General features: G+C 70.2%; 14 protein-coding genes and 1 pseudogene. 11 read left to right on the forward strand and 4 right to left on the reverse strand.

The window, feature by feature from the left end; genetic code table 11:
* Positions 1 to 43 precede the first annotated feature (43 nt).
* Complete coding sequence (locus tag OG707_RS36890) at positions 44 to 2,116, forward strand: DUF7927 domain-containing protein (protein WP_329126237.1); 2,073 nt, start codon at positions 44 to 46, stop codon at positions 2,114 to 2,116.
* 311 nt (positions 2,117 to 2,427) lie between these two features.
* Positions 2,428 to 3,426 (forward strand): glycoside hydrolase family 97 catalytic domain-containing protein, encoded by a 999-nt coding sequence (locus tag OG707_RS36895; RefSeq protein ID WP_329126238.1) that lies wholly within the window; start codon positions 2,428 to 2,430, stop codon positions 3,424 to 3,426.
* A gap of 84 nt (positions 3,427 to 3,510) precedes the next feature.
* Here OG707_RS36895 and OG707_RS36900 read toward each other — a convergent pair whose 3' ends face one another.
* Both OG707_RS36900 and OG707_RS36905 read right to left on the reverse strand, forming a co-directional pair.
* Entirely contained in the window at positions 3,511 to 5,007 is a 1,497-nt protein-coding gene (locus OG707_RS36900; protein ID WP_329126239.1) for a glycoside hydrolase family 43 protein, read from the reverse strand.
* A gap of 47 nt (positions 5,008 to 5,054) precedes the next feature.
* Complete coding sequence (locus OG707_RS36905) at positions 5,055 to 7,904, reverse strand: glycoside hydrolase family 3 C-terminal domain-containing protein (protein ID WP_329126240.1); 2,850 nt, start codon at positions 7,902 to 7,904, stop codon at positions 5,055 to 5,057.
* Positions 7,905 to 8,238: 334 nt separating this feature from the next.
* Here OG707_RS36905 and OG707_RS36910 point away from each other — a divergent pair, with 334 nt between their 5' ends.
* The 9 genes and pseudogenes from OG707_RS36910 to OG707_RS36950 all read left to right on the forward strand — a co-directional run bounded on the left by OG707_RS36910 (position 8,239) and on the right by OG707_RS36950 (position 21,934).
* Positions 8,239 to 9,909 carry an ABC transporter substrate-binding protein gene (locus tag OG707_RS36910; RefSeq protein ID WP_329126241.1) on the forward strand — a complete coding sequence of 557 codons (1,671 nt, stop codon included), beginning with the start codon at positions 8,239 to 8,241 and terminating at the stop codon, positions 9,907 to 9,909.
* Positions 9,910 to 9,945: 36 nt separating this feature from the next.
* Positions 9,946 to 10,962 (forward strand): ABC transporter permease, encoded by a 1,017-nt coding sequence (locus OG707_RS36915; RefSeq protein WP_329126242.1) that lies wholly within the window; start codon positions 9,946 to 9,948, stop codon positions 10,960 to 10,962.
* Positions 10,959 to 11,915, forward strand: a complete 957-nt coding sequence (locus OG707_RS36920; RefSeq protein ID WP_329126243.1) for a carbohydrate ABC transporter permease — start codon at positions 10,959 to 10,961, stop codon at positions 11,913 to 11,915. The genes OG707_RS36915 and OG707_RS36920 overlap by 4 nt, the downstream gene beginning before the upstream one ends.
* Before the next feature lie 5 nt (positions 11,916 to 11,920).
* Positions 11,921 to 12,725 (forward strand): annotated as a pseudogene (locus OG707_RS36925) (LacI family DNA-binding transcriptional regulator); the annotation flags it as partial.
* A 50-nt stretch (positions 12,726 to 12,775) separates the two neighbouring features.
* Complete coding sequence (locus OG707_RS36930) at positions 12,776 to 14,761, forward strand: beta-galactosidase (RefSeq protein ID WP_329126244.1); 1,986 nt, start codon at positions 12,776 to 12,778, stop codon at positions 14,759 to 14,761.
* A gap of 53 nt (positions 14,762 to 14,814) precedes the next feature.
* Positions 14,815 to 15,819, forward strand: a complete 1,005-nt coding sequence (locus tag OG707_RS36935) for an acetylxylan esterase (protein WP_329126245.1) — start codon at positions 14,815 to 14,817, stop codon at positions 15,817 to 15,819.
* The gene (locus OG707_RS36940; RefSeq protein ID WP_329126246.1) at positions 15,819 to 17,924 is read left to right on the forward strand and encodes a glycoside hydrolase family 36 protein; all 2,106 of its coding nucleotides are present in this window, start codon (positions 15,819 to 15,821) and stop codon (positions 17,922 to 17,924) included. The genes OG707_RS36935 and OG707_RS36940 overlap by 1 nt, the downstream gene beginning before the upstream one ends.
* A gap of 46 nt (positions 17,925 to 17,970) precedes the next feature.
* The gene (locus tag OG707_RS36945) at positions 17,971 to 19,731 is read left to right on the forward strand and encodes a cellulase family glycosylhydrolase (protein ID WP_329126247.1); all 1,761 of its coding nucleotides are present in this window, start codon (positions 17,971 to 17,973) and stop codon (positions 19,729 to 19,731) included.
* Between the two features lie 73 nt (positions 19,732 to 19,804).
* Entirely contained in the window at positions 19,805 to 21,934 is a 2,130-nt protein-coding gene (locus OG707_RS36950; protein ID WP_329126248.1) for a beta-galactosidase, read from the forward strand.
* Between the two features lie 47 nt (positions 21,935 to 21,981).
* Here the strand turns inward: OG707_RS36950 and OG707_RS36955 are convergent, their stop codons facing one another.
* Both OG707_RS36955 and OG707_RS36960 read right to left on the reverse strand, forming a co-directional pair.
* Entirely contained in the window at positions 21,982 to 23,007 is a 1,026-nt protein-coding gene (locus OG707_RS36955; protein ID WP_329126249.1) for a LacI family DNA-binding transcriptional regulator, read from the reverse strand.
* Positions 23,004 to 24,143, reverse strand: coding sequence for a substrate-binding domain-containing protein (locus OG707_RS36960; protein WP_329126250.1), 1,140 nt, complete (start codon positions 24,141 to 24,143; stop codon positions 23,004 to 23,006). The genes OG707_RS36955 and OG707_RS36960 overlap by 4 nt, the downstream gene beginning before the upstream one ends.
* Between the last annotated feature and the right edge of the window lie 198 nt (positions 24,144 to 24,341).

Raw genomic sequence — 24,341 nt, forward strand, 5'->3', positions numbered from 1 at the left:
CGCGCTCAAGCCGAACGACCGTGGACCGAGGGCGAAGTCTGCCGTGACCACCGCCGCCGCCGGAAAGGCCGGAGGCTCGCGGGCTGCACGCAGGGCCGACGTTCCGTCGGCACCGGTCACGGTGTACGCCGAGGACTTCGAGAACGTCGCCGCAGGCTCGGAACCGGTGCTGCTGACCTCCTACCAGGGCACGTCGGGCATGAAGTACACCGCCGACCCCGCCTGGCTCCAGGACTGCAACGGATGGGTGCTGAACAAGGCGGACTCGGAGACCTTCGCGCCGGGACTGAGGGAGTGCGAGAACTCGTTCTTCTGGACCGAGCTGCGTGACATCACCGCGGGGATCGGGTCCTACCAGGGGCGCCCGGTCCCCGACACCAACCACGCCGTGGCCGGGTTCACCAAGAACCTTTTCGTCCCGGTGGGCGCTGTGGAGTTCCAGACCGTCAGTCCGATCCCCCTGGGCTCCGCCAACCGGTTCCTCACGGCAGCGGTGACCTCCGGCGCCGGAAACTGTGACCTCGCCGGCCCCAAGCTGGAGTTCGACCTGGTCAACGGTGTCACCGAGTACCCGGTGACCGTCGATCCGATCAACCCCTGCACCGACGCCGACCGGAAGGAGTACCCGGGGATCCAGAGTCCCGTCTTCGTGGTGCACAAGGCCGCCGACAAGCCGAAGATCTTTCCGGGGAACTCGGTCGGCGTGATCATGCGCAACGCCGAGACGACGTCGAGCGGCAACGACGGGGCGTTCGACGACATCCAGGTGCTCGATGTGACTCCCCAGGTGGAGAAGGCATTCTCGCCGTCGCCGGTGGCGGTGGGCGCGACCTCAACGCTGACGTTCACCGTGACCAACACCTCGGACCTGCTCACGAAGCAGGGCTGGTCGTTCACCGACCACCTGCCGCCGGGCCTGACCGTGGCCGACCCGTCGAAATCCGCCACCAGCTGCACAAACGGCAAGGTCACCGCGACCGCCGGGGGCGGTTCGGTCGGCTTGGCGGGCGACCTCGACGCCGGCCAGACGTCCTGCACCCTGAGCGTGGACGTGACCTCCGGCACGGCCGGGACCTACCAGAACTGCGCCGCCAACACCTCGGACCTGATCGGGGTCCTGCCGCCGGCCTGCGCCAGCGTGGTCTTCGCCATCCCCCAGTACAAGATCACCAAGACCGCGGACCCGGCCCGGGGCAGCAGCATCGCGCCGGGCACCAAGGCCACCTACACGGTGGTCGTGCAGAACACCGGCACGGTGCCGGTGGATGCCACAGCGGTCGACGACCTCAGCAGCGTGCTCGACGACGCGGCCTATCAAGACGACGCCCACGCCACCTCCGGCACCGTCACCTATGCGGCCCCGAAGCTGTCCTGGTCGGGGACGCTGCAACCCGGGCACAGCGCGACGATCACCTACGCGGTGACGGTGAACTCCACGGACACCGGGGACGGAAAGCTGGACAACCACGTCACCGGCGACCGCCACTCGAACTGCCGCACGGGCACCGAGGCCGGCTGCACCAGCGACCTCACCGTCCGAAGCCTGGTCGTGGCGAAGACCGCCGATGTCTCGAAGGCCGACCCCGGCCAGCGGGTCACCTACACCTTCAAGGTCACGAACCCCAACGGAAATACCTACTCAGGGGCCACGCTGACCGACGACCTGACGAAGGTGCTTGACGACGCCACCTGGAACAACGACGCCACCGCGACCTCCGGCACCGCCACCTACGCGGCCCCGGTACTCACCTGGACCGGCGACGTGTCCGCGGGCGGAACCGTGACGATCACCTACTCGGTCACCGTCAACAACCCCGACACCGGCAACCACCGGCTCGACAACACCATCGTGGGCCCCACCGTCTCCAACTGCGCCGCCGGCTCCACCGACCCCGGCTGCTCCACCCACGGGAGAGTCCCCCCCAGCGCGGGCCCGAGCCCGAAACCGAGCCCGAGCCCGAGCCCGAGCCCGAAACCGAGCCCGAGCCCGAAACCGGGCCCGGACTCGCTGGCCGACACCGGCAACGGCCCCCTCATCGGGTACACGGTCCTGGCCGCCGCCCTCGCCCTCACTGCCGGCACCCTCCTCACCACCGCCGTGCGCCGCCGGAAGTAGTCCTGCGGTCGCAGGTTCAAATCCTGTCGTCTCGACAGTTTTAGTCGGTAAAACATGCAGGTCAACGGCCGGTTCGAGGTTACTCGAACCGGCCGTTGGTCGTTTGACTGGCGGGAACCCCCTTAACTGATAAGCGGAGGCTGTCCTGAACTTCGTGTATGCCCCGGGGCGACCCGTCTGAAATGAGACGTCGTCTCTGTCGGGAAGGATCACCATGGGTATCAAGGACGAACGCCCGCGCGAGAGTGCGAACATCGCAAACAGGGGGGCGAGTTGGCACGAGCATCCGAGCGTGACCGGGAACTGGCAAGGTGCTGCGCATCGTCACCCTGACCACCGGCGCGGGCCTGGCCGGCGTGGACTTCGCCGCCTCGCACGGCATGCAGTTCATCGAGTTCGACTCCGGCTGGTACGGGCCCGAGCACAGCAGCACCGACGCCACCGCACCGATCCCCGCCCTCGACCTGCCCGCGGTGATCTCCCACGCGGCGCAAAAGGACATCGGTGTCCTCCTCTACATCAACCCCCTGGCGATGAGCGATTCCGACGCCCTCTTCGCCCTCTACCGGAGCTGGGGAGTGGCCGGCGTCAAACTCGGCTTCATCAACGACGGAACCCAGGCCATGACCCAGCAGATCATCTCCTGGGTGCGGACCGCCGCGGCCAACCACCTCCTGGTCGACTCGCACGACGACGTCCGGCCGTTCGGCTTCGAGCGCACCTACCCCAACTGGATCAGCATGGAAGGGGTACGCGGCAACGAGCACTTCCCCACGGCCACCCACAACCTGCCCCTCCCCTACACCCGCAACATCGGCGGCCCGATGGACTACACCATCTGCTACGGGCAGTCCCGCGACCAGACCACCAACGCGCACCAGATGGCGATGGCGGCGGTCTACTACCAACCGCTGAACTTCCTTTACTGGTACGACTCACCGTCCAAGTACGCCAACACCGCGAACTGGCCCGGTCTGCCCTGGTTCGACGCCATCCCCACCAGCTGGGACGAGAGCCGAACCCTCACCGGCGCCATCGGCCAGTACATCGCCGTCGCCCGGCGCAAGGGCGCCACCTGGTACCTCGGCACGATGACCAACGAGAACCCCCGCACCCTCGCCATCCCGCTGTCCTTCCTCGACGAGGCCCGTGGCACCTACACCGCGACCATCTATGCCGACGGAACCCCGGGAACCAGGCCCTGTACGACCCCCCTCACCGTCAGCACCCGAAACGTCACCCCTGCAACCGTTCTCAACGTGTCGATGGCCCCGGCAGGCGGCCAGGCCGTCATCCTCACCCCCGCGTGAACCGACGCACGGTCCGGCCGCGGCGGCCCTGCGCCGACGGCTGCGGTCCGGAGGCACCGGGACCGCCACAGGTGTCTGCAGGCACTAGCGAACCAGGGGTGCGTAGTCGAACCAGTCGAAGTGGGCTGTCCCGGTGGCGGCGTAGAGGCTGATGACGCGTCCGGTGAAGCCGCCGGCGACCTCGGTGGAGAGGTAGCGGCCGTCCAGGGTGGCCAGCTCGGTCGCCGTTCCGTCGGCGGACTCGAAGCCGAAGACCAGGGAGTCGGGGCCGGTGCGCGCGCCGTGCGGCTCGGGGGCGGGTCCGGTGCGGACGAAGAGGGTCACCGGGCCTGCCGGGAGGGTGTGTTCGGCGGTGACGGTGCGCAGCGAGCCGATCCTGGCGATGACCGAGAGTCGGCCCCCGGGGGTCGCCTCGATGCTGTAGTGGTGGAACTCGTCCAGGCGCACGGCGAGCCCGCCGCTGCCCTCGGCCGTATCGATCAGGGTGCGGGCACGGAAGGCGAGGTGCTGCTGGCGGCGGCCCAGCAGGACCACGTCGGGCTCGTCCAGGGAGGCGCCGCGGGCGCGCAGGGTCAGCCAGCTGTCGCGCTCCTTGGTGCTGACCAGCTCGGTGGGCCGGTCGCGCAGGGAGATCCAGTGGTGTGCCAGGTCGCCGGGCTCGAAGTCGTCCCGCTCCGGCTCGGGGGTGGGGGCCGCCACCAGCCAGGGCAGCTCGGCGCGCTCCACGCCGACCTCGCCGATCACGGGCCAGCCGTCCTCCCAGCTGACCGGGGCCAGGAAGGTCTCGCGGCCGAGTACGTGCCAGCCGGGGGTGCCGCCCTGGGGCCGGACGGCCAGCAGCAGCATCCACCAGCTGCCGTCGGGCGCCTGCACCAGGTCGGCGTGGCCGGTGTTCTGGACAGGCTTGTTGGTGCCGCGGTGAGTGAGGATCGGGTTGGCCGGGCACGGCTCGAAGGGGCCGCTGGGCGAGGGGCCGCGGGCGATGGAGACGCTGTGGCCGCGTTCGGTGCCGCCCTCGGCGAGCATGAGGTACCAGTGGTCGCCGATGCGGTAGAGGTGCGGCGCCTCGGGCGCGATGGAGCCGGGGGTGCCGGACCAGACAGGGTAGGGCTCGCCGAGGATTTCGCCGGTAGAGGGGTCGAGGCGGACCTGGGCGACCCCGGCGTAGGTGCACCAGCAGGTGCCGTCCTCGTCCCAGGCGAGGTCGGGGTCGATGCTGGGGACGCCGGGGACGCGGACGGGATCGGACCAGGGGCCTGCCGGGTCGGCCGCCGTGTAGACCATGTTGCCGCCGCCGGAGGCGACATTGGTGACGATCAGCCAGAAGCGACCGTCGTGGTGGCGCAGGGTAGGGGCGTAGAGGCCTCCGGAGGAGGGGGTGTCCGGAGGGAGGTCGAGCTGGCTGGGGCGGTCCAGGGCATTGCCGATCTGGGTCCAGTTGACCAGGTCGCGGCTGTGGAAGACGGGCAGGCCGGGGAAGTACTCGAAGCTGGAGCAGACGAGGTAGTAGTCCTCGCCGACCCGGCAGACGCTGGGGTCGGGATGGAAGCCCGGGATCACCGGGCTGGTGGCGGAGGTCATCGGTGTGAAGTCCTTGGCGGCGTGGTGGGCGGGTGAGTGAGCGCAGTTCAGAGCGCGAACGTCAGCGTGGCGAGGCGCTGTTCACCGGTGAGTACGACCGTCAGTTCGCCGACCGTGCCGTGCTGGTGGCTCAGGGCGGCGCTGACGGTGGTCCAGGTGTACCGGTCGCCGGTCGAGTCCACCGGCAGTGCAGCGAGCAGCAGTCCGTTCGCGTAGACGTCCAGGCCGGCCGGGCCGGGCGCGGTGCGGGAGACCTCGGCGGTCAGCGTGGCCGCGCCGGTGAGGTCCACGTTGCGGAAGACCAGTCGCGCGGCTTGGTTCGCGGCAGGCGTCACCGCGTCCCCGTCGGTGTGGCCGGCGTCGACGATGACGGCGTCGCGGTAGTCGTCGAAGTCCACGGCACGCAGTGGCCGGCCGACGGCCCGGCGGGGAGCGGGAGCCGGTCCGTCCACGGTGAACCGGGCGGTGTGCACGGGGTCGGCGGCGCTGCGGGCGACGAGCAGTTCGTAGCGGCCGGGGTCCACGGTGAAGTCGCCGGTGGCGACGTCCCAGTGGGCCAGTGCCTGCTCGACGGGCAGCCGGAACTCCAGCTCGGCCCATTCGCCGGGTTGCAGCCGGACCTTGCGGAAGTCGGCGAGGCGCAGCAGTGGTGCCTCGTAGCGTGCGTCCAGTGCGCGGACGTAGAGCTGGACGGTCTCCATTCCGGCCCGCTCGCCCCGGTTACCCAGGGAGACCCGGGCCGTGACCGTTCCGTCCTGGGGCAGGCGGTCGGCGTCGAGGGCGAGTCGGGAGTAGCTGAAGTCGGCGTAGGAGAGCCCGTGGCCGAAGGGGTAGAGGGCGGGGGTGCGGTGGTACTGGTAGGTCCAGCCGGCCTTGATGATGTCGTAGTCGAGGCGTTCGGGCAGGTGGTCGTCGCCCTGGTACCAGGTCTGCGGGAGGCGGCCTGAGGCGTCGGCGTCCCCGCGCAGCACGCGGGCGAGGGCGCGGCCGGTCTCCTGGCCGGCGTGGGAGGTCCACAGGATCGCGGGGACGTGCTCGGCGGCCCAGTCCACCGCGTAGGGGTAGCTGGACATGACGATCAGGACGGTGTCCGGCTGGGCGGCGAGGACCGCGCGCAGCAGGCGGTCCTGGTTCGGCGGGAGGTTCAGTCCGGCCCGGTCCTGGGTCTCCCGGCCGTTGATGTGCGGGTCGTTGCCCAGGACGACGACCGCGGTGTCCGCCGCGGCTGCGGCGGCGACGGCCTCGGCGATGCCGTCATGGACGACGGTGCGGGTGAGGACCGCTGCCACCGCCGGCGACTCTCCGGACATGGTGACAACGCCGGTGGCGGCGTGGACCTGCGCGTACCGGCCGGTGAGGACGCTCCGCAGCAACTCGCCCCCGTCGCCGTCGGGTTCGAGCCGGAAGGTCTCGCGGACGTACCAGTCGCCGGGCTGGTCCCGGTCGGCGGCTACCCGGCGGTCGGCGTCGCGCAGGGAGGCGTAGCGGCCGGTGGCGGCCGAGCGCAGGGTGAGCACCCCGAGATCCCAGTCGAAGAGGTCGAACTGTGCGGACGGGTCGCTGTCCTGGGTATCCGCCACGGTCAGCATCCCTTCCGGGCCTGTGGCGGTCAGCGCCCGGCCGTCCGCCGTGCGCAGCACGATCCGGTCCACGCCCTCCACGCCCTGGACGCCGAGGCCGTCGGCGACGGTGATCCGGTAGGGGTGGCTGCCGCTGTACCAGTCCTCGAACAGGGTGCAGGCCAGTGGGCCGACGACGGCGACCCGGCGGTCGGCGGGCAGTGGGAGCAGCCCCTCGTTCTTCAGCAGCACCACGGACTCGGTGGCTGCGCGCAGAGCGAGCTCCTGGTGGGCGGGGGAGTTGACGACCTCCCAGCCGAGGCCGGCGTAGGGATCGTGCTCGGGGTCGAACTCGCCCAGGCGGAAGCGGATCGCCAGCTGACGGCGCACGGCCAGGTCCACGTCGTCCATGGTGAGCAGGCCGCGTTCGAGGGCCTCGGTGATCCGGCCGATGGTGACGGACGAGTCCTCGCCGTGGTCGGTGAAGGAGTCGATGCCGGCCCTGAGGGCGGCAGCGTGCGACTCCGCGTGGTCCTCGTAGTAGTGCTCGGGGTCGACCAGGTTGGACGGGGCCTCGGCGTCGCTGACCACGAACAGCTCGTGCCCGGTGGGTTCGGCCCAGCGCCGCAGCTGCTGCTCGATCAGCGGACTGACGTGGCAGGGACGGCCGTTGACGAGGTTGTACGCGGCCATGACGCCGGTGGCGGCGCCGGTGGCGATGGCGAGCCTGAAGGCGGCCAGGTCGTACTCGTGCAGCACCCGGGGGCGCAGCCCGGAGGAGGTGGTGCAGCGCTCGTCCTCGTTGTTGTAGCCGAGGAAGTGCTTGAGGACGGGGGCGGTGCGCAGATGCTCCGGGTCGTCGCCGGACATGCCCCGGCAGAAGGCGTCGCCGAGCCGGGCGGAGTGCGCGGGGTCCTCGGAGTAGCCCTCCTCGTTGCGTCCCCAGCGGGGGTCGCGCAGCAGGTTCACCACCGGTGCCCAGCCCTGCAGGCTGGTGCGGCCGGTGCCGACTGCCGGCGGGCGGTGGTGGTGGAAGGCGCGCTGTTCGACCGAGACGGCCTCGGCGACCTCGCGGACCAGGCTCTCGTCCCAGCTCGCGCCGAGGCCCACGGCCTGCGGGAAGGTGGTGGCCTCGCCCAGCCGGGCGACGCCGTGCAGGGTCTCGGTGCCGGTACGGAACTCGCCGACTCCCAGCCGGGGGATCGCCGGGGAGTACTGGTGCAGCATGGCGATTCGCTCCTCGGCCGTGAGCTGGGAGAGCAGCTCGTCGACGCGCTCGGCCAGGGGAAGCCCGGGATCGCGGAAATGGGGCGTGGCGGACACGGCGGCAGTGCTCACAGGTGAGGATCCCTTGCAGAACGGGCAGTCGGGCCGACAGGCGCGGTCGCGCAACCCTGCCGGTGGTGAAGCCCTTCGACGCTGACAGGCGATCACGCCAGCGTCAAGAGAAAGTTTCGTAGGTAGCGGCCGGAAACTTTAAGTTGCCGTTTCTCTGTACATGCCTTGCCCTCCGGGGAAAGTGGCGCTTAACCTCTCGGCAACATCGAAGCGCTTCGACGGCTTCCGGCGGGCAGGCCGTCAGTTCCCTGCAAGGGTCCGGCTGCACTACAGCGCATCTGCACGACGCTCGACTCCTCATCCCACCCTCGAAGGGCAGCCCATGAGCATCGCCATGAGTCGTAGAACTTTCGTGAACGGCGCGGTCGCTGTGGCGGGAGCAGCCGCCCTGTCCCCGGTGCTCTCCGCCTGCGGCGGGGGCAAGTCCAGCAGCAAGGGCGGCGCCAACAGCAAGACCGGTCTGGCATCGGTGCTTCCCGCCTACGTGGCGAGCACGGCGGTCAAGCCGGACATCCCCTCGGTGACCGGGGCCGCAGGTTCCTTCACCGACCCGGGCTACCTGACCTACCCGGCCCACCCGGTGGCCACCGTCTCCGGCATACCAGGCAAGGGTGGCAGCTACACCGCGGTGACCCCCATGTGGGACGCCCTCCCGCCGGCGGGCAACTCGTTCTACAAGGCCATGAACAAGGCGCTGGGCATCAACCTCACCATGAAGCCGGCGAACGGCAACGACTACGCGACCATCATCCCGACGATGACCGCGGCGAAGAAGCTGCCGGACTGGATCAACCTGCCCAGCTGGTGGAACAACAACTTCAACATGGGTGGGCTGGTCGGCAACCAGCTGGCGGACCTCACGCCCTACCTGGCCGGGGAGAAGATCAAGAAGTACCCCAACCTGGCGGCGATCCCGACCCTCGCCTGGCAGGTCAGCGCCTGGGAAGACAAGATCTACGGCATTCCCACCTTCGCCAGCGGGATGCCGCTGTCCGGATCGGTGTTCTACCGCCGGGACATCCTGGAGGCCAAGGGGATCACCGCCGACCAGGTCAAGTCCGCCGAGGACTACATGAACCTGGGCAAGGAGCTGACCAATGCCAAGGGCGGAGTCTGGGCGTTCGGCGAGGTCTGGACCTCCCTGTACCAGGCATGGGGACTCCCGGACAAGTACACGGTGGTGGACGGCAAGTTGGTCCACTTCTACGAGATGCCCGAAATGCTGGAGGCCCTGGACTGGCACTACCGGCTGGCCAAGGCGGGATACGTGGACCCCGACGCACTGGCCGGCAACACGAACAACGCCGGCACCCGCTTCTTCTCGGGCAAGTGCCTGATCCAGGGTGGCGGCACCGGGGCCTGGAGCCTCAGTGACTACCAGTCCGGAACCGCCGCGAACAAGAACTACCGCCGGGACGCCTTCAACATCATCGCCGCCGACGGCAAGTCCGACCCGAAGATCTTCCTCGGCGCCTCCACCAGCATGCTGAGCTACTTCAACGCCAAGCTCTCCGGCGACCAGATCCAGGAACTGCTCGCGGTCGCCGACTACCTGTCCGCTCCCTTCGGCTCGGCCGAGTACACGATGGCCACCTACGGCGTCGAGGGCGTCCACTACACCCTGCAGAACGGTCTGCCCACGTACACCGCCGAGGGCAAGAAGACCGCTCTGCCGAAGACCCTCCCGTTCCTGGGCGCGGGTCCCTCGGTGGTGTTCAATCCGGGTGCCGAACAGGTCACCCGCGACTCCCTCGCCTGGTGCACTGCTGCGAGCAAGCACGCCTACAAGCCGGTCTTCTACGGCATGAACATCACCTTGCCGGCGCGCTACAGCACCATCGCCAACGCCCAGTCCGTCCAGGACACCATCAGGGACGTCACCCACGGCCTGAAGAAGGTCTCCGACTACCAGGCGGTACTGGCCAGTTGGAAGAGCAGCGGCGGCGACCGGCTCAAGGCGTGGTACCAGACCGAGATCCTCGACAAGCTCGGCACGGGTCAGTAGTCCGCACCAGCAGGCGGCGCCACGCAAGGAGAAACCGTGACCGTGACATCCACCATCAAACCCAAGAAGACCCAGGGGAGCCGCAGAGCCGAGCGAGCGGCCGGCGCGCGGAGCGGCCGGGCAGACAAGAGCCTCCCGGGGACCAGGATGACCTGGCGGATCCGGCTGCGCCGGGACAAGTCACTGATCATCATGACCCTCCCGGTCGTGGCACTGCTGCTGGTCTTCAACTACGCGCCGCTGTTCGGTCTGATCACCGCCTTCGAGTACTACGACCCGCTGGTCGGGGTGATGCACAGCGACTGGGCCGGTCTCGACCAGTTCCAGCAGTTGTTCAACGACCCGGTGTTCTGGGCGGCGCTGCGCAACACCGTGTGGCTGAGCTTCGTCCAGCTGGTCCTCTTCTTCCCGGTTCCGGTCGCCCTCGCGCTGATGCTCAACTCGGTGATGAGCCCCCGGATCCGCAACTTCATCCAGTCCGTGGTCTATCTGCCGCACTTCTTCTCCTGGGTGCTGGCCATCACCGTCTTCCAGCAGATGCTCGGTGGGGCCGGCGTGCTCAACCACCTGCTCGCCCAGCACAACCTGGGCAGCTGGGACATCATGACCAACCCTCACACCTTCGCGCTGCTGATCTCCGGCCAAGCGGTGTGGAAGGAAGCGGGCTGGGGGATCATCGTCTTCCTCGCCGCGCTGGCCGCGGTGGACCAGAACCTCTACGAGGCCGCCGCGGTGGACGGGGCCGGCCGGTGGCGGCGGATGTGGCACATCACCCTGCCCGGCATGCGCGGCGTCATCGTGCTGATGCTGGTACTGCGGCTCGGCAACGCGCTCAGCGTCGGCTTCGAGCAGTTCCTGATCCAGCGCAACGCCGTCGGCCACGACACCGCCGACGTCCTGGACACCTTCTCCTTCTACTACGGCATCGCCACCAACAACTACAGCTACGGCGCGGCGGCCGGACTCTTCAAGAGCGTGATCTCGCTCCTGCTGATCTGGGGAGCCAACAGGCTCGCACACGCCTTCGGTGAGGACGGGTTGTACCGCAAATGAGCCAGACACTCAGTGACACCCCGACCCCGGCCCTGACACTCCGTCCTGACCGGCACCGCAACCGCCCGGTGTGGGAGGAACCGCCCACGGCCGTCGGGCAGGGCCTCAAGGGCGGTGTGCTGCTGCTGGTGCTCGCAGCGGTCCTGGTGCCGCTGTGGATCGTCGTGGTCACCAGCTTCTCCACCCCCGGCGCCATCAACCGGGCCGGCGGCCTGGTCATCTGGCCCGACGGACTGACCACGGCTGCCTACCACCAGATGCTCGTCGACGGGCCGGTCACCCGGGCCGTCCTGGTCAGCCTGGGCATCACCGTCGTCGGCACCCTGCTCTCCATGGTGGTCTCGGTGCTGTGCGCCTACGGGCTGTCCCGCTCCCGCTCCTTCGGCCACCGCACCATCCTGCTGGTGCTCGTCATCACCATGTTCGTCGGCGGCGGCCTCATCCCCACCTACCTGGTCGTCACCACCCTCGGCGGCTACGGACAGTACTGGGCGCTGATCCTGCCCAGCTCGGTCTCCGTCTTCAACATCCTGGTGCTGCGCTCCTTCTACTCCGGAACCGCCTCCGACCTCATCGACGCCGCCCGCATGGACGGCTGCACCGAGTGGCGCATCCTGTGGTCGATCGTGCTGCCGACCTCCCGCGCGGTCACCGCGGTGGTGGCGCTCTTCTACGCGGTGGGCTACTGGAACTCCTTCTTCAACGTGATGCTCTACATGCCCACCGACAGCACCAAATGGCCACTGCAGTACGTGCTGCTCCAGTACGTCAACAACGGGATGACCATGCCAGGCGCCACCAACGGCGGCTTCGGCTCCCTGCACACCCAGACCGCGCCGCTCTCCCTGCAGATGGCGGTGGTCGTGCTGACCCTGGTGCCGATCCTGATGGTCTACCCCTTCATGCAGAAGCACTTCAAGACCGGCATGCTCACCGGCGCGATCAAGGGCTGACCGGCATGGTGACACTGGCAGAAGTCCTCAGTGGCAAGCGGGCGATCTCCACCCCCACCAAGAAGCGGGTCGAGGAGGCGATCGCCCGCCTCGACTACCACCCCAACGCCGGTGCCAGGGTGCTGGCCGGACGACGCTCGCACATCCTCGCGCTGGTGGTCCCGCTGCGCACCGACATCTACGCGCCGGTGATGATGGAGATCGCCATCTCGGTCACCACGGCGGCCCGCCGCTTCGGCTACGACGTCCTGTTACTCACCCATGACGAGGGATCGGCAGGGGTGCGCAGCGTCGCCGCCAGCGGTCTCGCCGACGGCGTCATCCTCATGGACGTCCAGCTCGACGACCGCCGCATCGCCGTCCTGTGCGAGACCGGCATCCCCGCCGCCCTGATCGGCCTGCCCAGCGACCCCGTCGGACTCGCCTGCGTGGACCACGACTTCGCCCACGCCGGCGCGCTCTGCGACGAGCACTGGCCGAGCTGGGGCATCACGACGTTGCGTTCATCGGCTACGCGGAACGGACCCTGACCGGCTTCCAGGACGCGGCGCGGCCCTCGGCCTGCGGGTCCTGCACCGTCCCTGCGAGGGCACCTTCGAGTTCGTGGCCGGGGTGGTCAGCCGGATCCTGGCCGACCGTCCCGACACCACCGGATTCGTCGTCCAGAACGAGGGCGCGATCCAGCCGCTGCTCTCGTTGCTGCGGGCCTCCGGGCGGGTCGTCCCCGAGGACGTCTCGGTGGTGGCGCTGTGCCCCGAGGCCCTGGCCGAGCAGTGCTCACCGCGGCTCACCGCGGTCACCGGTCCGGCACCGCGCACGCAGCCCGTCCCCGGCCTCGCCCCTACCCGAAAGAGTGTGAAGTGAGCACCAGCAGACTCACCGCCCGGCTGGGCGGCCTCGCCTTCGGTGGCGACTACAACCCGGAGCAGTGGGACCAGGAGACCTGGAAGGAGGACGACGCCCTGATGAGCCGGGCGCGGGTTAACCTCGCCACCCTCGGCGTCTTCTCCTGGGCGCTACTGGAACCCGAGGAGGGCCGGTACGAGTTCGCCTGGCTGGACCAGCAACTGGACCGGCTGCACAGCTACGGCGTCGCCGTGGACCTGGCCACCCCCACCGCCTCCCCGCCGCCCTGGTTCACCCTGGCGCACCCGGATGCGATGCCGGTCACCGCCGAGGGAGCCGGGCTCGTCCACGGCAGCCGGGACACCTACTGCCTGGCCGCTCCCGCCTACCGGCGGGCCGCGCGCGGGATCGCCACCGCCCTGGCCGCCCGCTACGGCGAGCACCCGGCGCTCGCCCTGTGGCACGTCCACAACGAGTACGCCACGGTCTGCTACTGCGATCACGCCGCCGCCGGCTTCCGGCGCTGGCTCCGCGAGCGCCACGGCAGCCTGGATGCCGTCAACGCGGCCTGGGGGACCGCCTTCTGGAGCCAGCGCTACGGCAGCTGGGAGGAGATCCTGCCGCCCCGGGCCACCCAGTGGCACCACAATCCGGCCCAGGTGCTCGACTTCCGCCGCTACTGGTCCGACGAGGCGCTCGCCGCCTACCGCGAGCAACGTGACGCCATCCGTGTCCACAGCGACCTGCCGGTCACCACCAACCTCATGCTGCCCGGTTACCAGAACCTGGACCTGTGGGCCTTCGGCCGTGAGCTGGACTTCGTCAGCATCGACCACTACCCGATCGCGCCGGGCGTGGACGCCGCCGCCGACACCGCCTTCGGCGGCGACCGGGCGCGTTCCTTCGGCGGCGGAAAGCCCTGGCTGCTGATGGAGCAGGGAACCTCCACGGTGTACGGGGAGAACGCCACCCTGCCCAAGGAGCCGGGCGAGATCCTGCGGCACTCGGTGCAGCACCTGGCCCACGGCGCCGACGGCGCGCTGTTCTTCCAGTGGCGCCAGTCCCGCTCGGGGGCCGAGATCTGGCACTCGGCGATGGTCCCGCACGCCGGGGCGGACTCGCGGATCTTCCGCGAGGTCTGCGAAACCGGGGAGGCCGTCGCGCGACTGGCCGAGCTGGCCGGCTCCAAGGTCGTCGCCGAGGCCGCCGTGCTGCACGACACCGACTCCTGGTGGGGACTCGAGAGCCAGGGCCTGCCGTCCAAGGATCTCGACTATCCCGGCACCCTGCGCCGCGCCCACCGCGCCCTGTGGGACGCCGGCGTCACTGCCGACTTCGCCCACCCCGAATCCGACCTGTCCGCGTACCGGCTGGTCATGGCGCCCGCACTGCACCTGCTCTCCGACGCCGCGGCCGAGAACCTGCGCGGCTACGTCCAGCAGGGCGGCACCCTGCTGTTGCAGTACTTCAGCGGCGTCGTCGACGAGAACTACCGGGCCAGGACCGGCGGTTACCCGGCCGAGCCGCTGCGTGAGGCGCTGGGCATCCGGGTCGAGGAGCACCGCCCGCTGGCGGCGGGGGCTGTGCTGAACCTGTCCGACGGCATGGCGGCAGGCGCCTGGAGCGAGTACCTCCGCACCGAGGGCGCGGACACCATCGCCGCCTACGCCGACGGACGCCCCGCACTGACCCGCGCCGCCTACGGCGAGGGCGCCGGTTGGTACCTCTCGACCAGGCTGGACGATGCCGGCTACTCCGCACTGGTGCGCCGCCTGCTGTCCGAAGCCGAGGTCCGACCCGTCGTTCCCGGTCTGCCGCCCGGCGTGGAGGCGGTCCGCCGCAGCGCCGACGACGGCCGCTCCTGGCTCTTCCTGCTCAACCACGGCCGTGAGCCCTGGCACGTCCCGGTCGTCGGCTGGGAGCTGTTGACGGATCGTCAGGCAGCGGACGGTGGCGTGACGCTGCCTCCGGGCGGCGTTGCGGTGCTCCGGCTGCCGTGAAGCGCAGCGACTCACACCGGCCCACCCCCGATCCAGGACGTGAGGAACACGACATGCCCCTGACTGACCTCGGCCCCGAAGACCTGGTCGGCTACCGTCCGAAGTCGCCCGCCCCCGACGACTTCGACGCCTTCTGGCAGCGCACCCTCGCCGAGGCCCGCGCCCAGGGCGGCGCGGTGAAGACCGAGCGGGTCACCGAGCAGTACGGACTGCGCACCGTCGAGGTCGACGACGTGCACTTCCCCGGCTGGAACGGCGAGCCGGTCGCCGCCTGGCTGCTACGCCCGCGCGGGGTGGAGGGCCCGCTGCCCGTGGTCGTCACCTACCAGGGCTACAGCGGCGGCCGCGGACTGCCCACCGAGCACCTGTTCTGGTCGGCTGCCGGGTACGCCCAGCTGGTCGTCGACACCCGAGGTCAGGGCCACGACACCCCGGACCGGGGGATGGGCGACGGCACGCAGTGGTCCGAGGGCTTCATGACCAAGGGCATCGACTCGCCCGAGAACTACTACTACCGGCGGCTGATGACCGACTGCGTGCGCGCGGTGGACGCGGTCGCCGAGCTTCCCGGGATCGACGGCGGCCGGATCATCGTGGCCGGCGGCAGCCAGGGCGGCGGACTCTCCCTCGCCGTGGCCGGTCTGATGACTGATCACATTGCCGCTGTACTCCCTGACGTGCCCTTCCTGTGCCACTTCCGCCAGGGCGCCCGGATCGCCTTCGAAGGGCCCTACCAGGAGCTCGTCAAGTACCTGCGCTGGCACAGCCGCCACAAGGTGCAGCCGACCTTTGCCACCCTCGACTACTTCGACGGTGTGCATTTCGCCCAGCGGGCCACCGCCCCTGCGCTGTTCAGCGTCGGCCTGATGGACCCCATCTGCCCGCCGTCCACCGTCTACGCCGCCTTCAACCACTACGCAGGCGTGGACCGCACCATCACCGTCTGGCCGTTCGCCGACCACGGCGGCGGCTACGGCTCCACCCCCGGGATCCAACTGGCCTGGCTGCGCGAGCGCGGACTGGCGCCCGGGGCTACCCGAGAGGACATATCCCAGTGATGCACGGCACAGCGCAGACGATCCGCTGGGGCCACCCGGCCCTGGCCATGGAGATCGCCCTGGACGAGGACGGCGCCGCCCGACTCGGCCACCTCGGGACACCCGGGGAGGCGGTCGGCGCGAGGCGCCCCGGCGCACCGCTGCCGCTGGTCGAGGTGACGGCGGGGGGCCAGGGCCGGCACCTCATCGGCACCGACCTCGCCTCGCGGCTGCGGCACCGCTCCCACCGCGCGGGCCGTGACGGCGACTGGCACACGCTGAGCGTCGAACTCCACGACCCCGGCACCGGGCTCACCGCCGAGGTCCGCTACCGCTCCCCGGACGGCCTGCCGGTGCTGCGCAGCGAGGTGCTCCTGCGCAACGATGGGCCGGTTGCGCTGCAACTGGAGTCGGTCAGCTCGCTGGTGACCGGCGGCCTCACCCAGGACGGACCAGCGGGCCTGGACTCCGCCGACCTGATGTGGGCGGATAACGAGTGGTTCACCGAGCTCCGCTGGAAGCGGGAGCAGCTGCGGGATTCCTCGCCCGCCCTCAACGGCCGGGTCATGACCGGCCGGGGCGTCCGGTCCAGCAGCCGGTTCCTCCCCATGGGGGGCCTGACCGACCGTGAATCGGGTCGCACCTGGCTGTGGCAGATCGAGCACAACGGCGGAGGCTGGCGCTCGGAGTGCGGCGTCCGCGACGAGACGGCCTACGTGGCGCTGTTCGGTCCCACCGACGCCAATCACAGCTGGCGGCACCTGCTGGAGCCGGGGGCCGAGTTCCGCACGGTGCCGGTGGCGCTCGCTTTCGCTGCGGACGGCGGCCCCGACGAGGCGTTCGCCGTGCTCACCCGATACCGCCGGATCACCCGCCGCCCGCACCGGGACCACCTCCACCTGCCGGTGATCTTCAACGACTACATGAACTGCCTGATGGGCGACCCCACCACGGCCAAGCTGCTGCCGCTGGTCGATGCTGCGGCCGAGGCGGGGTCGGAGTACTTCGTCATCGACGCCGGCTGGTACGACGAGGACAACGGCCACTGGTGGAGCACCGTCGGCACCTGGGAACCGGCCGCCAGCCGCTTCCCCGGGCCGCGCGGGATCCACGAGGTCCTGGACCGCATCCGGGAGCGGGGGATGGTGCCCGGCATCTGGCTGGAACCGGAGGGGGTCGGCGTGTCCAGCCCGGTCGCCAAGTCCCTGCCGGAGGAGGCGTTCTTCTGCCGCGACGGGCAGCGTGAGGGGGATGGCGGCAACCGGTACCACCTCGACCTGCGCCATCCCGCCGCCCGGGCCCACCTCGACCAGGTCGTGGACCGCCTGGTCGGCGAGTGGGGCGTCGGCTACCTCAAGCTCGACCACAACACCGACTTCGCCCGCGGCACCAGCAGCCACCCCGGGGAGGCCCCGGCCGACGGGCTGCTGGGCCACAACCGGGCCCTGCTCGACTGGCTGGACGGCGTCCTGGACCGCTACCCGGACCTGGTGATCGAGAGCTGCGCCTCGGGCGGCATGCGCACCGACCACGCCATGCTCTCGCGGCTGCAGCTCCACTCCACCAGCGACCAGGAGGACCTGCTGCTCTATGCGCCGATCGCCGCCTCCGCGCCCACCGCCGTCACCCCCGAACAGGGTGCGGTCTGGGCCTACCCGCAGGCCAAGGACTCCCCCGACGAGGTCGCCTTCACCATGGCCAACGCCCTCCTGGGCCGCATCCACCTCTCGGGGAAGATCACCGAGCTCGGGGCCGGAGAACGAGCGCTGGTCCATGAGGGGGTGGCGGTGTACAAGTCCATCCGCGCCGACCTGCCGCAGGCCGTCCCCGCCTGGCCGCTCGGCCTGCCGGCCTGGGAGGACCCATGGATCGCCCTGGCCCTGCACACCCCGGCCACCACCTACCTCACGGTCTGGCGCCGCCCCGGAGCGGAGGACACCGCAGTCCTGCGGCTGCCCCGGCTGCGGGGAGCCGATGTCAGCACCGACCTGCTCTACCCCAGCAGCGGGCGACCGCACTGCGCCTGGGATCCGGATGCGGCCGAGCTCACCGTGACCCTGCCGGCGGCACCGTCCGCCGTGCTGTTGCGCCTCCGGCAGCCGGCCCGCCCCGCACAGACTTCCTGACCAGCACTGCGCCAGAGATCCACTCATCTCGAGAAAGGCACATGGCATGAGCGACATCCAGCCACCCGCGCACCGGCGCGCCAGAGGCCGCGGCCTCGGCCGCCTGGCCGCCCTGCTGACGGCCCTGGCCGTCATGCTGGGGCTGTCCGGCACCGCCGCGTTCGGCGCCACCGACGTCCACGGCAAGGCACTGCACCCGGTCGTCAGCGTCCCGGCCAAGGCCATCGACGCCGTGGCGCAGATGCAGCCCAGCTGGAACCTGGGCAACACCCTGGACGCCATCCCCGACGAAACCGCCTGGGGCAACGCCCTGACCACCAAGGCGACCTTCGACACCATCGCCGCGGCTGGCTTCCGCAGTGTCCGCATCCCGGTGACCTGGAATGACCACCAGTCCGCCACCGCGCCGTACACCATCGACGCCACCTACATGGCCCGGGTCAAGCAGGTCGTGGACTGGGCGCAGGCCGACGGTCTGTACGTCGTGATCAACATCCACCACGACTCGGAGGTATGGGTCTCGAACATCGTCACGGACCATGACAACATCATGGCCCGCTTCGACTCCACCTGGTCGCAGATCTCCGAGGCATTCAAGTCCGAGCCGCGCACGCTGCTCTTCGAGAGCGTCAACGAACCGCGGTTCAACGACGTCACGGCCGCGCAGAAGACCGCGCTCCTGAACGAGTTGAACGTCTCCTTCCACACCGTGGTCCGTGCCTCGGGCGGGGCGAACGCGACCAGGATGCTCGTCCTGCCGACCCAGGGCGGCGATGGCGCCCAGCCCCTCCTGGACGACCTGTCCACCACCATCAACTCCCTGCACGACAGCCAGCTGGTGGCGACCGTGCACTTCTACAGCTACTACCCGTTCAGCATGAACCTCGCCGGAGGCACCCTGTACGGCGACATCGCCCAGAAGTACACGGACGACTCCTTCAAGTGGATGCACGACACCTTCGTCGCCAAGGGCATCCCGGTCTACCTCGGTGAGTACGGCCTGATGACCAGCCCCAACTACTTCTGGCCCGAGACCGTCGAGCGGGGCGAGGAGTTGAAGTACTACGAGCAGCTGGGATACGCGGCGCGCAAGTACGGCGTCACCACCGCCCTGTGGGACGCCTTCAACTACCTGAACCGTGAAACGCTCCAGTGGCGTGACCCGGGCCTCTTCGCGGTGATCAAGTCGAGCTGGACCACCCGCTCGGGCACGGCCTCCTTCGACAAGGTCTTCGTCTCCAAGTCCGCCCCGATCACTGCCGAGTCGCTCACCCTGAACCTCAACGGCACCCACTTCCTGGGCGTGTGGCAGGGCAACACCAAGCTGCTCCCGGGGCGGGACTACACCGTCTCCGGAACCACGCTGACCTTCACCGCCAGTGCGCTGACCCGCCTGGTCGGCGACCGCGCCTACGGTACCGACGCCACGCTCCAGGCCCGGTTCTCCACCGGGGTGCCGTGGAACATCGACATCGTCACCAACGACAACCCGACGGTGGCGGCGGCCACCGGCACCACCGACGGCCTGACCATCCCCACCCAGTACCGGGGCAACAACCTGGCGACCATGCACGCCACCTACGCCGACGGCACCAACGCCGGCCCGATCAACTGGACCCCCTACCAGGCGTTCAACGAGTCGTTCTCGCCCGACTACCCCAACAGCACGATCGTGCTGACCCCCCTGTTCCTCAACTCGCTGCGTGACGGCGACACGGCCACGCTGGTCTTCTACTTCTACAGCGGCCAGACCGCCACCTACAAGGTCACCAAGAACGGCAGCACGGTTACCGGCACCGTCGGCTGATCGATTCGTCCTCACCGTCCCGGCCGCCGGTAACTCCCGGCGGCCGGGACTCCCCATGTCCCGAGGAGTTCCCATGTTCGCCCTGCCCCCGCGCGTCCTCTTCGGCGCCGCCTACTATCCCGAGTACCAGCCGTACGACCGGCTCAAGGCAGACCTCGACCTGATGGCGGGAGCGAAGTTCACCGTTATCAGGGTCGGCGAGTCGGTCTGGTCCACCTGGGAGCCGTCCAACGGCACGTTCGACCTGGATTGGCTGCAGCCGGTGCTGGACGCCGCTCACGAGCGCGGCATCTCGGTGGTGCTCGGCACGCCGACCTACGCCGTGCCGCCGTGGCTCGCCCGGCTGTACCCGGAGATCGTCGCCGACACCGGCACCGGACAGCGCGCCCACTGGGGCGGCCGGCAGGAGGTCGACTTCACCCACCCCGGCTTCCGGTTCCACGCCGAACGGGTGGTCAGGCGCATCGTCGAGCGCTACGCCGGGCACCCGGCGGTGATCGGCTACCAGGTCGACAACGAGCCGGGCTGCCGGCTGCCGTACAACCGGGGCGTCTTCCAGCGCTTCGTCGACGACCTGCGGCAGAAGTACGGCGACGTGGAGACGCTCAACCGGGAATGGGGCCTGGTCTACTGGTCCCACCGGCTCACCGCCTGGGAGGACCTGTGGACCCCCGACGGCAATGCCCAGCCGCAGTACGACGTCGCCTGGCGGGCCTTCCAGGCCCGGCAGACCACCGAGTTCATCGCCTGGCAGGCCGAGATCGTGCGTGAGTACGCCCGTCCTGAGCAGTTCGTCACCACCTGCCTCCACTACGGCCACCCGGCGGTCGAGGACGACGAACTGACGGACAGGCTGGATGTCACGTCGGGCAACCCCTACTACGACATGCAGGACGCCCTCGCGCTGCCCGACCCCACGCCCGACGGCCATGCACAGGGCTGGAAGACCGCCGGAGTCTGGGCCCTGTACCAGAGTGCCGACCGGATGTTCTCCTCCCGGCAGGAGTCGTTCCTGGTCACCGAGACCAACGCCCAGGCCATCGGCGGCACGGAGGAGAACCGCCCCGCCTTCGACGGCCAGTGGCGGCAGGCCGCCTGGGCGCTGGTCTCCCGGGGCGCGCGCATGGTCGAGTACTGGCACTGGCACACCCTGCACTTCGGCACCGAGACCTACTGGGGCGGCGTCCTGCCGCACAGCGGTCGGCCAGGACGGATGTACGCCGAGATCGCGCGACTGGGAGCGGAGTTCGCGACAGCGGGAGAGCTGGTCGCCGGGATAGAGCCCGACGCCGACATCACGATGGTGTACTCGATGCCCAGCAAATGGCTGATGCAGAAGTATCCGCCGCTGGCGACGCCCGGCGGGGGAGCGGACGGCAGCTCGTACCACGGGCTCTTCGACCCCTTCTACCGGGGCGCGTTCGAGGCGGGGCGCCAGCTGCGCATCCTGCACGCCCGCCAGCTGCACGACGCCAGGGGCGAGCGGGAGGGCATGGCGCCAGAGGCCGCCGCGCAGCGGCACCCGGTGCTGGTCGTGCCCGGCCTGTACCTTGCCGAGGACTCCCTGCTCGACTGGTTCGCCGCCTACGCGCAGGCCGGGGGACATCTGGTGCTCGGTCCCCGCACCGGCTACGCGGACCAGGAGGCACGGGCCCGCCACCAGCCCGCACCTGCCCGTCTGGCCGAGGCTGCGGGCGTCCACTACGAGGAGTTCAGCAACCTCCCCACTGCCCTGCCGGTGCACGCGGCGACCGACGGCCCGCTGACGCTCTCCGGATCCGCGACCGCGACCCGCTGGGTGGACGGACTGACCGTCACTGACGCCGAGAACACCGAGGTGCTTGCCGGCTACAACCACCCGCACTTCGGCCGCTGGCCCGCCGTCACCACCCGTCGGCACGGAACGGGCCGGGTGACCTGTGTCGGGACCGTCCCCGACCGCGAACTCGCCCGCGCGCTGGCCGCCTGGCTCGCGCCCGTCCCCCGCAGCGGATGGACGGGTCTGCCCGTCTCCGCCACCGCGACGACCGGCACCGCAACCGACGGCCGCCGCGTGCACGTGGTCCACAACTGGGGCTGGCAGCCCGTGGAGGTCCAGGTTCCGGCCGACCTGACGGACGTCCTCTCCGGGGCCGAGGTAGCCCTCGGCACGGCCCTGCGTCTGGACGCCTGGGACGTGCGGGTGCTGGCCGGACCGGCCTGACGCCCCCGCCTTCCCGGCACATGGCTGGGAGGACCACTACGACATGCTCAGCGCTTCGGCCGGGCCGTGCTGCCGCGGACGGTGAGCGTCGTGGCGATCTCGGTGCCGCCCTGCTGGACCTCCTCGCGACGGCCGAGGGCGAGCGCCAGTTCGGTCGCGGCGGCTGCCATCTCGTTGAGGGGCTGGTGCACCGTGGTCAGCGGCGGCTCGGCCCATGAGGCGATCGGCAGGTCGTCGAAGCCGACCACGCTCAGGTCGCGGGGGACGGACAGCCCGAGTTCTCCGGCGGCCTGGTAGACGCCGAGCGCCTGCGGGTCGGAGACGGTGACGAAGGCGGTGGGCCGCTCGGGGAGGGCGAGCAGCTCGAGCGCGGCGGCCCGGCCGCCCTCGCGAGTGAAGGGGGAGACGGCCAGCAGCTCGGGATCGTGCGCCAGTCCGTCCTGGGCGAGCGCCGCGAGGAAGCCCGACTGCCGGGGCACGATGACGGGCTGGCCGGTGCCGCTGATCATGGCGATGCGGCGGTGCCCCAGGTCCAGCAGGTGCCGCATCGCGGCCTGCCCGCCGCGGAAGCCGGTGGAACCGACGAACGGCACCTCGTCGGGGAGGTCGTCGAGCGGATCGATGATGACGAAGGGAATGCCCGCCGCGGTCAGCTGCTCGCGTTCCTCCGGCGAGAGCCGGTTCACCGCCAGGACGCAGTTCGGCCTGCGGCCGGCTGTCTCCTCGATCGAGCGCCCCGGTGGGCCGTCACTGCGGACCTCGGAGACCATCACCAAGACCCTGTGCTTGCGCGCTGCCCGCTCCACCCCGCGGATGACCTCAACCGCCCACAGGCTGTCGAGCTCACGGAAGACCAGCTCCACGACGTTGCTGCGATTGCCGATCGGCTTGCGGTAGCCGTGGAGGGTGATGAGTTCCTCGATGCGCGCGCGGGTCTGGTCCGAGACGCCGCCGCGCCGGTTGAGCACCTTGGACACGGTCGGAATGGAGACGCCCGCCGATTCCGCGATGTATGCGATCGTGACGGCGCCCGCTTCCGCGCCCGCTTCCGCCCGGTCGTCCGTCGCCTTCATGCCGCCCCGTTCGTCGTGCCGCCGTGCTGCCGCGGAGGCGCGGTGCTCTGGCGGACCACCAGTGCGGTGGCGATCTCCACCCCGGTCTGGGGCAGTTCCCCGCCCCGGCCCAGCGCGAGCGCCAGGCCGGCGGCGGTGGCTGCCATCTCCCGCAGCGGCTGGTACACCGTGGTCAGCGGAGGATCGAGCAGCGCCGCGACCGGCAGATCGTCAAAGCCTACGACGCTCAGATCGCCGGGAATGGACAGCCCCAGCTCCCTGGCGGCCTGGTAGACGCCGAGCGCCTGCATGTCGGAAGCGGCGAAGATCGCGGTCGGCGGGTCGGGGAGCGAGAGCAGCTGCCGTGCGGTCGCATGGCCGTCCTCGAAGGTGATGGGCGTCTGGGGCGTCAGCCCGGGCTCCGGGGACAGGCCGGCCTCGGCCAGCGCGGCGAGGTGGCCGGCCTGCCGGGCCACACAGTAGGGGTGGTCAGGGCCGTTGATCATGGCGATGCGGCGGTGCCCGAGCCCCAGCAGGTGCCGCGTCGCCGCCTGGCCGCCGCGGAAGTTCGTGGAGCCGACATAGGGCGTGCCCTGCGACAGCTCGGTGATCGGGTCGTAGACGACGAAGGGGATGCCCCGCGCCGTCAGCCGCTCGAGCGCCCAGGCCGGGAGGGGCCGCACCGACAGGCAGGGGGCTCCGGCGCGCAGGGGCAGCAGCTCACCGGAACGGGCCGCGAATCCGCTCACCACGAGCCCGACCCGCTGCTCCCGCGCGACGGCTTCGATACCGTGCAGGATCTCCTCGCTCCACATGTTCGTCAGCTCGTGGAAGACCAGCTCGACGAGCTCGCTGTTGTCACCCGGCTGGTCGGCGCCGTGGTGCCGCAGCAGTTCCTCCACGCAGGCGCGGGTGCGCTCCGGCAGGGCGTGGTGGTCGTCCGACGGTGTCGGCGTCGGCGGCTGCGGGGCCGGGGTCGGAGCCGGGAGGTCGGCGGGATCGGTCATGCAGGCGATCGTGATGGAGCTCAGGGTGTCGCCCGGAGCGGCCGGGTTCTCGCCCTCGCCTTTGTCCGTCACATTCGCCTCCTGGTTCACGCCGGTGCGTCCACGACCGCCGCCCTTGCCGGACAGGCCCGGCCTGTCTGCCTGGGCCATTGTGGCACTTCACGGCACCGGGCAGGGATTGGTGAACCGCCCCGGGTGAGGTCGAGACTCGATTCCGTGAGCCATTTCCAGCCTGCTGGTGCTGATGGCAAGTTGGACGGTCCTGCGCAACGACGATGCTCCTGGTAGATGGGTTCTCGACCAAGATCACCCGTGTCTGCCAGGAGCTTCGCGTGCTTGTCTACCCGT

Origin of the sequence: Streptomyces sp. NBC_01465 (genome assembly GCF_036227325.1) — a bacterium.
Taxonomy (GTDB): Bacteria; Actinomycetota; Actinomycetes; order Streptomycetales; family Streptomycetaceae; genus Streptomyces.

What these genes read in the sequence shown, in the direction of transcription:
- OG707_RS36900 (WP_329126239.1), bottom strand. Translation starts at nt 5,007, where the DNA reads ATGACCTCCGCCACCAGCCCGGTGATCCCGGGCTTCCATCCCGACCCC.
- OG707_RS36910 (WP_329126241.1), top strand. Translation starts at nt 8,239, where the DNA reads ATGAGTCGTAGAACTTTCGTGAACGGCGCGGTCGCTGTGGCGGGAGCA.
- OG707_RS36920 (WP_329126243.1), top strand. Translation starts at nt 10,959, where the DNA reads ATGAGCCAGACACTCAGTGACACCCCGACCCCGGCCCTGACACTCCGT.
- OG707_RS36935 (WP_329126245.1), top strand. Translation starts at nt 14,815, where the DNA reads ATGCCCCTGACTGACCTCGGCCCCGAAGACCTGGTCGGCTACCGTCCG.
- OG707_RS36940 (WP_329126246.1), top strand. Translation starts at nt 15,819, where the DNA reads ATGCACGGCACAGCGCAGACGATCCGCTGGGGCCACCCGGCCCTGGCC.
- OG707_RS36945 (WP_329126247.1), top strand. Translation starts at nt 17,971, where the DNA reads ATGAGCGACATCCAGCCACCCGCGCACCGGCGCGCCAGAGGCCGCGGC.
- OG707_RS36950 (WP_329126248.1), top strand. Translation starts at nt 19,805, where the DNA reads ATGTTCGCCCTGCCCCCGCGCGTCCTCTTCGGCGCCGCCTACTATCCC.
- OG707_RS36955 (WP_329126249.1), bottom strand. Translation starts at nt 23,007, where the DNA reads ATGAAGGCGACGGACGACCGGGCGGAAGCGGGCGCGGAAGCGGGCGCC.
- OG707_RS36960 (WP_329126250.1), bottom strand. Translation starts at nt 24,143, where the DNA reads ATGGCCCAGGCAGACAGGCCGGGCCTGTCCGGCAAGGGCGGCGGTCGT.